The organism is Methylophaga sp. UBA1464, from assembly GCF_002325665.1.
Lineage (GTDB): Bacteria > Pseudomonadota > Gammaproteobacteria > Nitrosococcales > Methylophagaceae > Methylophaga.
This window is the reverse complement of record NZ_DCSO01000045.1, coordinates 135,453-142,668: the sequence shown is the minus strand read 5'-3', so window position 1 is coordinate 142,668 and position 7,216 is coordinate 135,453. Positions and strand designations below refer to the sequence as shown.

The following is a 7,216-nucleotide window of genomic DNA, read 5'->3' as shown; positions in this document are numbered from 1 at the left end:
TTCGGTATCACCTTCACTGACTTCTTCTTCAAATGTAAAGCCGTATTGAAATCCGGAGCAACCACCACCCGTAATAAATACGCGCAGTTTAAGTTGGTCATTGCCTTCTTCTGCAATGAGTTCACTGACTTTTGCCGCAGCCGAATCGGTGAACAGAACTGGACTTGGCATTTCACTAGTCATGTTTTACTCCGTTTAATTCGAGGGATGTTTAGTTATTATCCAATTCTGACTAAATTAGTCAAGAATTATGAGTTTTGTTCAAGATTTAAATTGGCATCGGTTTGCGAATGTTCAAGATTTAAATTGGATTCTTCTGCTTCGCCAACATGAATCAATTGACCATTAACTTCGCTGCCCACAGCGACTTCTAAAAGTTTATAAAAAACGTTGCCGTTTATCCGTGCTTTTGCCGCCAGCTCAATATGCTCAGCAGCATAAATATTACCTTTGACATCACCATTGATAAGTTGAAATGGCACCCGAACTTCACCTTCTATGCGGCCTTTTTCACTGAGCGTCAATAATGCGGCTTCACCTTCATCAGCAGTAATATTGCCGGTAATAACGCCATCTATTCGTAAACCGCCACTAAAGTGAATATCACCTTTAATATGGGTATTTTCACCGATCAATGTTTCAATGCGAGCGGCTTTACGGTGTTTCGATTTTTTGCTGTTGAACATGAATTACCTCATTGCCCGACGGGCGTATCTGTTTGCCAATCAAAGTTACGTGAAATTAATACTTTGTCTTTCTGGCGCAAACTGACGCTGATTTGCTCCGGAACAGAAATTTCACTTAGATTGAAAACACCTTCAATAACCTGAACATGACGCAGATTCAGCGGGTGTTCGGTAACGTTAAGATCGATGGTTTTGGCTTCTTCGCCTTCACCCTCAGAATTTTGCAGTTTGATCATGACTTCACCGGTGATCGGCTCGCTGATATTTTTGCCTTGGGTTATCACCAGACGATAGCGTAATTGTTCTGGATTTTCTGCCTCCGGTCGTAACTGCAAATCCCGGATTTGCAGTTCACTGGTGCTGTTTCCTTGCGTAATGTTCTGATAAAAAAGCAGTTCTTTGTCGAGGTCGATGACTTTCTTTTGCAACTGTTCAAGTCGATTCTGCAACTGTTGGACAGTTGCCTGATGCATGGCCTGGACTTGTTGCTGATTTTGCTGTGACTCGGATTGCTGCATAAGCTGATTTTTCATAGCGGCAACCTGTTCGGTCAGATGTTTATTGTGTTCAATCAGACGCGCCTTTTCGCCACTGTCATGATTAAACCAATACCATTGAATCAGTCCGGTGATAATCACTGATAAAACAATCCACAATATGAGCCGCCAAGGGCGCTTTGGTTGAATAACATAGCTATCCAATGGCGAAGTCATCAGGGGAGAGTCGCAATAAGATTGATGCCAGCGCGCTCATCAAGATCGAACATGATATTCATATTTTGTATCGCCTGCCCTGATGCACCTTTAACCAGATTATCAATAACTGATAACACCACAACTGTATCAGCATTCTCAGGTTGATGAACGGCAATTCGACAAACATTGGCACCGCGGACACTTCTGGTTTCGGGATGCGAGCCGGCCGGCATCACATCAACAAAAGGTTCATCAGCAAAACGCTGTTCAAACAGGCTTTGCAGGTCAGTTGCTTTAAGCAGTTGACTGTACAGTGTGGCATGAATACCGCGAATCATCGGCGTCAGATGGGGCACAAAAGTCAGTCCCACTGCTGAACCATTCATCTGTTCGAGACCTTGGCGAATTTCCGGTAAGTGACGATGTCCGGCTACCGCATAGGCCTTCATGTTTTCACTGGCTTCTGTCAGTAAAGTGCCGATACTGGCTTTACGTCCGGCACCACTGGTGCCGGATTTGGCATCAGCAATCAAGTGCTGAGGATCAATCAGTCCCATCTCGAGTAAGGGCATATAGCCTAACTGCACAGCCGTTGGGTAACAGCCGGCAACAGCCACTAACTGTGCCTCACGAATTTTTTCACGGTTCAGTTCGGGTAGGCCATATACCGCTAATTCAGCTAAATGTGGACAAGTATGCGCCGTGTCGTACCACTTTTCCCATAAAGCAATATCTTTCAGACGAAAATCAGCTGACAGATCAATCACCCTTACACCGCGTTCAATTAAGGCGGGCACACTGGCCATGGCTACTGTATGCGGTGTCGCAAAAAACACTACATCACAGGCGGCCAGGGCATCGTCATCAGGAACAGTAAAACACAGGTCAACATGTCCACGCAGATTGGGATACAGGTCACTCACTGGCATACCTGCTTCGCTGCGCGAGGTGATCACCTCCAGGGAAACGTGCGGATGAACCGCTAATAACCGGAGTAATTCAACACCGGTGTAACCAGTGCCACCGACAATACCTACTTTAATCATACCTATTCTTTATTATTGGTCAGACGGCACATCATAAAAGAGCTGTGGCGAAATCTAAAGCGTTACCGTATTAAACTGCTGCTCAAGTTCGTATTTTCGATTCAGAAAAAACAAACTGGAATAAGCTGCCTTAGGAACAAACTGTAACTTATCGATAAAATAAAAAGCCGGTTTGCGACCCTGATGCTGTTGAAATAACTCAGCCAGAATTTGACTTAACTGCGGATCACCGAGATCGGTTTTCACCGTATGTGAATTCAAACCCAGTGCCAGTTGGGCACCGGTAATTTGCCAGATAACCGAAAAGCTTGCTGAGTCAGGGCGGTTGGGTTTAATCGCATTTATCTGCCAGCGCTGTTGTTGTCTCAGTAGTTGATAGCATTCGCAATGCATAGTCGAATCCCCGAGGCTGTTGAGGATAAATAATTTCAATTGAGCGAGTAGCTGAGATTCCGTTAATGCCGGATAGGTAAATTGCTGTATACGTCCCAGTTCATCAACAACATAGACTTCTGTGTTCTCTGTCTGACGATAGGCAAATAAACTTACCGTTTGCTGCTTCTGATACTGTAATAGGGAATTGAGCAGATTATCCGAATCCAGATAGCTGTCCACACGGCTTGGCAGATACTGTTTTTGTTCTTCAGCAAGCGCCTGGCTAAGTTTTTTTTCTGCTGCAAATTGCTTTATTAGCATGTGTCCGTCATGCCATTGCAGTTGAGAAAGACGATCCCCCAGCATCAGCAGATAACGACCTTGCTGAGGATAATACTGATAATGCGTTAATACCGCTTCAAACAAACGCTGCAAACGCATATTAATGGCCTGACCAAAAAAACCGGTGGCACACCAGACGGAAATATGGCTGCTCAATTGTGTTGCCGGCGGCCAGCTCAGCACTTGACGGAGAGTTTCAACCACTGCGTTTTGACTATCGAACCGATAATGATGCCACTGCCCCCAGCTACTATAAATCACCAGATCGAGGCTGTGCACCAGATTTTGTCTGCTCGAGGTATAACTTAGTGGGTCATTATTCAGACTGGCCATTTGCACTGCGCCAGCTTGTTGGAAATCTCCGCCGGGTGGTTGCAAATTGGCAAACAGCATCAATTTCTCGGCTTTTGCCGGCTGCAGTAATAATTCACTGCTGATTTCCTGCTGAAATGAGGGTAAAGCCGATTTTAATAAGGTCTGGGTCAATTCCAATACCGGATTAATCGATATCTGGTGTTTCTGGTCTGCTACTTTTAACCAGCTTCGCGTGGTAAGTATATGGTTACGCACTGCCCAGACCAGTAAACATACCAGGGAGGAATGTTGTTTCAGCCCGACCTGCTTGGCATCGTTGAGAGGAATGGTGCTGAGCTTCCACTCTGTTTGTTCACTAAACCGGTAAAGAAAAAGCTGATCCGGACCCTCAGTCGTTTGCAAAGCCATTGGCAGCTGTTCGATAACCGAATCATGGTTATTTGCAGCCAGGCTCATTAACTGTTGCAGCTCATTGAGCTCGGTCACATTGCTTACCGAATGTTGGCTGGCAAATAACTGCAAAGCAGAAAAAACGTTTTCTAATGTCCGGGAAAGATCCAGCCACCACTGGTGACGCTGCGGGTAGCTCCATCCAGTGCGGCTGTCTTCATTTTTGAGTGTCTCGGCTGACCAGTTCCAATCTGTTTGAAGCCGCAACAGGCTATGACGTCGCCAGGCAAATTGGGGATGCTTTACCTGCTGGGATAAACGCTCCGAGCAGAGTGCGTAATAAGATTGCCTGGCCCGATGCTGGTCGTTTGTTGCAGCAAATTGTTCTATCGCAGCAAGTTTCAGGCTGGCGGGTTCCACCAGCATACTGTCTGTTTCCCCTTGCTCAACCTTTTGTTTATAGCGTTCAGATAAATGGATAATATTTGGAAACAGTGCTAACTGGTGTTGAACAAACACTAAATCCAGCAGGGCAGTAATATCGCCTTGAATGCTTTTCTTGAGCGCCTGGCAGGCTTCATTAAACAGGTCTTCTGCCTTGCTGGACTGATCAAAACCAAAGTCCATTAGACTGATTTGAGTTAATCCGCGTTGTGAGAGCAGGCGTTCAGCAACTTGAGGGTAGGATAGTTGCTCTTCGGTGGTGATTAACCACCAGAGCGGTGCGCTGCCAGCAATACAAAGGCCTTGTAGATAAAACTGTTCCCGTTCAGAACCGGAAAGTGCATCGGTACGGCATTGTGTTTCATCCAGTAAGCGATATCGCAAATAAATACCCAGGCTGGCTGCCCACTGGACAATTGATTCAGCCTTGCTTTGCAGGATAGTCAAATGTTCAGGTTTTAACGTGGCGTGATGCACTAACCATAAATCAAAGCTTGCCGGTTCCGGGTAACGGATTTGCCCTGTGGGATTAAGCAAATAAAGCCCACGTAATGCATAGCGGCGTAATGCTCTTCGGCGATGACTGAAGTTGCGATTAAGACTGATAGCACTGTTCAGTGCTTCATTATCGGGCTGATAATCCATAATGCCTGCCGGGCAGTCATCACTGACATAGCCCGGCAGCAGTTTATGGTTAATATGAAATAACAGTGGCAGCAGACGAAAAAATAACGCCTGTTTGTGGGGGGCAAGCTCTGTTAAACGACTGACTCTGGCGCGGTTATGTGCCTGAAATACACGTAGAGCCTGAGCGCGATCCACAAGTCACTCAAACTTAGTGGCGGAAATGCCGCATGCCGGTAAATACCATCGCAATGCCATGCTCATCTGCAGCAGCAATGACTTCATCATCACGCATCGAACCACCCGGCTGAATAACCGCACTGATCCCGGCTTCAGCAGCGGCATCTAAACCATCACGGAACGGGAAGAAAGCGTCGGATGCCATCACGGCACCAGGAACGGTCAAACCGGCATCATTGGCTTTGATACCTGCAATACGACTACTGACTACACGACTCATCTGGCCAGCACCAATACCGACGGTTTGCTGGTTTTTGGCATAAACAATCGCGTTGGATTTCACAAACTTAGCGACCCGCCAGGCAAACAACAGATCTGCCAGTTGTTGTTTGTTAGGTTGCAGTTTAGTGACAACTTTTAATTCAGCCTCAGTGACAATCTGAATATCACGGTCCTGCACCAGTAATCCCCCTGTCACACGTTTGAAATCAAAATCAGTCGACGGATTAGCCGGGAAATCACCACTGCACAGCAAACGCACATTGGTTTTACCGGCAACCACGGCTTTGGCCGCATCGCTGATTTTCGGGGCGATAATCACTTCAACAAACTGACGGTCAATAATGGCCTGTGCTGTTTTGCCGTCAAGTTCGCGGTTAAAGGCAATAATGCCGCCAAACGCCGAAGTCGGATCAGTTTGATAGGCCAGGTCATACGCTGTCAGCAAATCATCGGCTGTCGCGACACCACAGGGATTAGCATGCTTAACAATCACACAGGCCGGTTTGTCGTTAAAAACTTTGACGCATTCCAGCGCTGCATCCGTATCGGCGATGTTGTTATAGGACAATTCTTTGCCCTGTAACTGGATAGCGGCACCGATTGAGCCAGTCTCAGCCTGTTTTTCAACATAAAAAGCGGCTTTTTGATGCGGGTTTTCGCCATAACGCATCGCCTGCTTGAGCTGGAACTGGCTATTAAATGTGCGTGGGAATGCGGCTTTGCTTTTATCAGCCTGAATCGTGCCAAGATAATTGGCAATCGCACCATCGTAATGTGCAGTGTGTTCAAAGGTTTTCAAAGCCAGATCAAAACGGGTGTGATCATCAGTACCACCTTGCGATTGAATCTGCTCAATCACCCGAACGTAATCAACCGGATCAACAATGACCGTTACGTCAGCGTGATTTTTGGCCGCTGCACGCAACATGGTCGGACCACCGATATCAATGTTTTCAATGGCGTCTTCCAGCGGGCAGTCTTCACGTGCCACGGTGGCTTCAAACGGATATAAATTCACCACCACCAGATCAATCGGTGCGATGTCATGCTGTTGCATAATGCTGTCATCTTTACCGCGACGCCCCAGCAGGCCACCATGAATTTTAGGATGTAATGTTTTGATGCGGCCATCCATCATTTCCGGAAAACCGGTATGTTCGGAGACTTCTTTAACATTTAAACCGGCTTCGGAGAGCAATTTAGCGGTGCCGCCGGTAGAGAGTAATTCAACGTTGAGATTTTGCAATTGTTTGGCAAATTCAACAATGCCGGTTTTGTCAGAAACACTCAACAGTGCGCGTTTAATCGAGTTCATCAGGATTCCAGATTGTGATTCAGGCTTGATTACAAGCCGTATTGCTTGAGTTTTTTTCGCAGGGTGCCGCGGTTAATGCCCAGAATTTCGGCAGCGCGACTTTGATTTCCGTGGGTATGCGCCAAAGCGGCCTGTAACAGCGGAACTTCAACTTCGGTCATCAGCATTTCATATAAATTGGCCGGGGAGTGGCCGTCGAGTTGTTCAAAATAGGTTTTCAGTGCATTGGTGACACATTGGTTTAATGGCGCGTGTTGCTGTTCAGCGGTCACGCCCAAATCAATACAATCAGCTAAGTCGTTGTTCAGCGCGTTATTCATGCGGCCAGTGAATCCTTGTCAGCGAGTTGCGCAAAAAAAGCATCTGTAAAAGCGAGCTGTTGTTCAGCTTTCTCCAGTGTATTCATCTGTTGGCGAAAGGCATTGCCATTGCGTAAGCCTTTGCTGTACCAAGCAATATGTTTCCGTGCCATGCGCACACCGGAATATTCACCATAGAAATCGTACAGCGTGTTGAGGTGAC

Annotated in this window: 7 protein-coding genes and 1 pseudogene; all 8 read right to left on the bottom strand. The window is 46.7% G+C overall.

Features of this window, described 5'->3' with window-relative positions; translation table 11 throughout:
• Positions 1 to 183: pseudogene (locus B3O33_RS05380) on the bottom strand (iron-sulfur cluster insertion protein ErpA); the annotation flags it as partial.
• A gap of 65 nt (positions 184 to 248) precedes the next feature.
• Positions 249 to 686 (bottom strand): bactofilin family protein, encoded by a 438-nt coding sequence (locus B3O33_RS05375; protein WP_292361304.1) that lies wholly within the window; start codon positions 684 to 686, stop codon positions 249 to 251.
• An 8-nt stretch (positions 687 to 694) separates the two neighbouring features.
• Positions 695 to 1,324, bottom strand: a complete 630-nt coding sequence (locus B3O33_RS05370) for a DUF6776 family protein (RefSeq protein ID WP_292361303.1) — start codon at positions 1,322 to 1,324, stop codon at positions 695 to 697.
• Between the two features lie 74 nt (positions 1,325 to 1,398).
• Positions 1,399 to 2,427 carry an N-acetyl-gamma-glutamyl-phosphate reductase gene (gene argC / locus B3O33_RS05365; RefSeq protein WP_292361302.1) on the bottom strand — a complete coding sequence of 343 codons (1,029 nt, stop codon included), beginning with the start codon at positions 2,425 to 2,427 and terminating at the stop codon, positions 1,399 to 1,401.
• A gap of 54 nt (positions 2,428 to 2,481) precedes the next feature.
• Positions 2,482 to 5,115 (bottom strand): class I adenylate cyclase, encoded by a 2,634-nt coding sequence (locus tag B3O33_RS05360; RefSeq protein ID WP_292363147.1) that lies wholly within the window; start codon positions 5,113 to 5,115, stop codon positions 2,482 to 2,484.
• Between the two features lie 13 nt (positions 5,116 to 5,128).
• A complete protein-coding gene (gene purH / locus B3O33_RS05355) occupies positions 5,129 to 6,694 on the bottom strand; it encodes a bifunctional phosphoribosylaminoimidazolecarboxamide formyltransferase/IMP cyclohydrolase (protein ID WP_292361300.1) in 1,566 nt (521 codons plus the stop codon).
• A 29-nt stretch (positions 6,695 to 6,723) separates the two neighbouring features.
• Entirely contained in the window at positions 6,724 to 7,014 is a 291-nt protein-coding gene (gene fis / locus B3O33_RS05350) for a DNA-binding transcriptional regulator Fis (RefSeq protein ID WP_069294753.1), read from the bottom strand.
• On the bottom strand, positions 7,011 to 7,216 hold a 206-nt coding region (locus B3O33_RS05345), incomplete at its 5' end, for a tRNA-dihydrouridine synthase (protein WP_292363146.1). The genes B3O33_RS05345 and fis, both read right to left, overlap by 4 nt.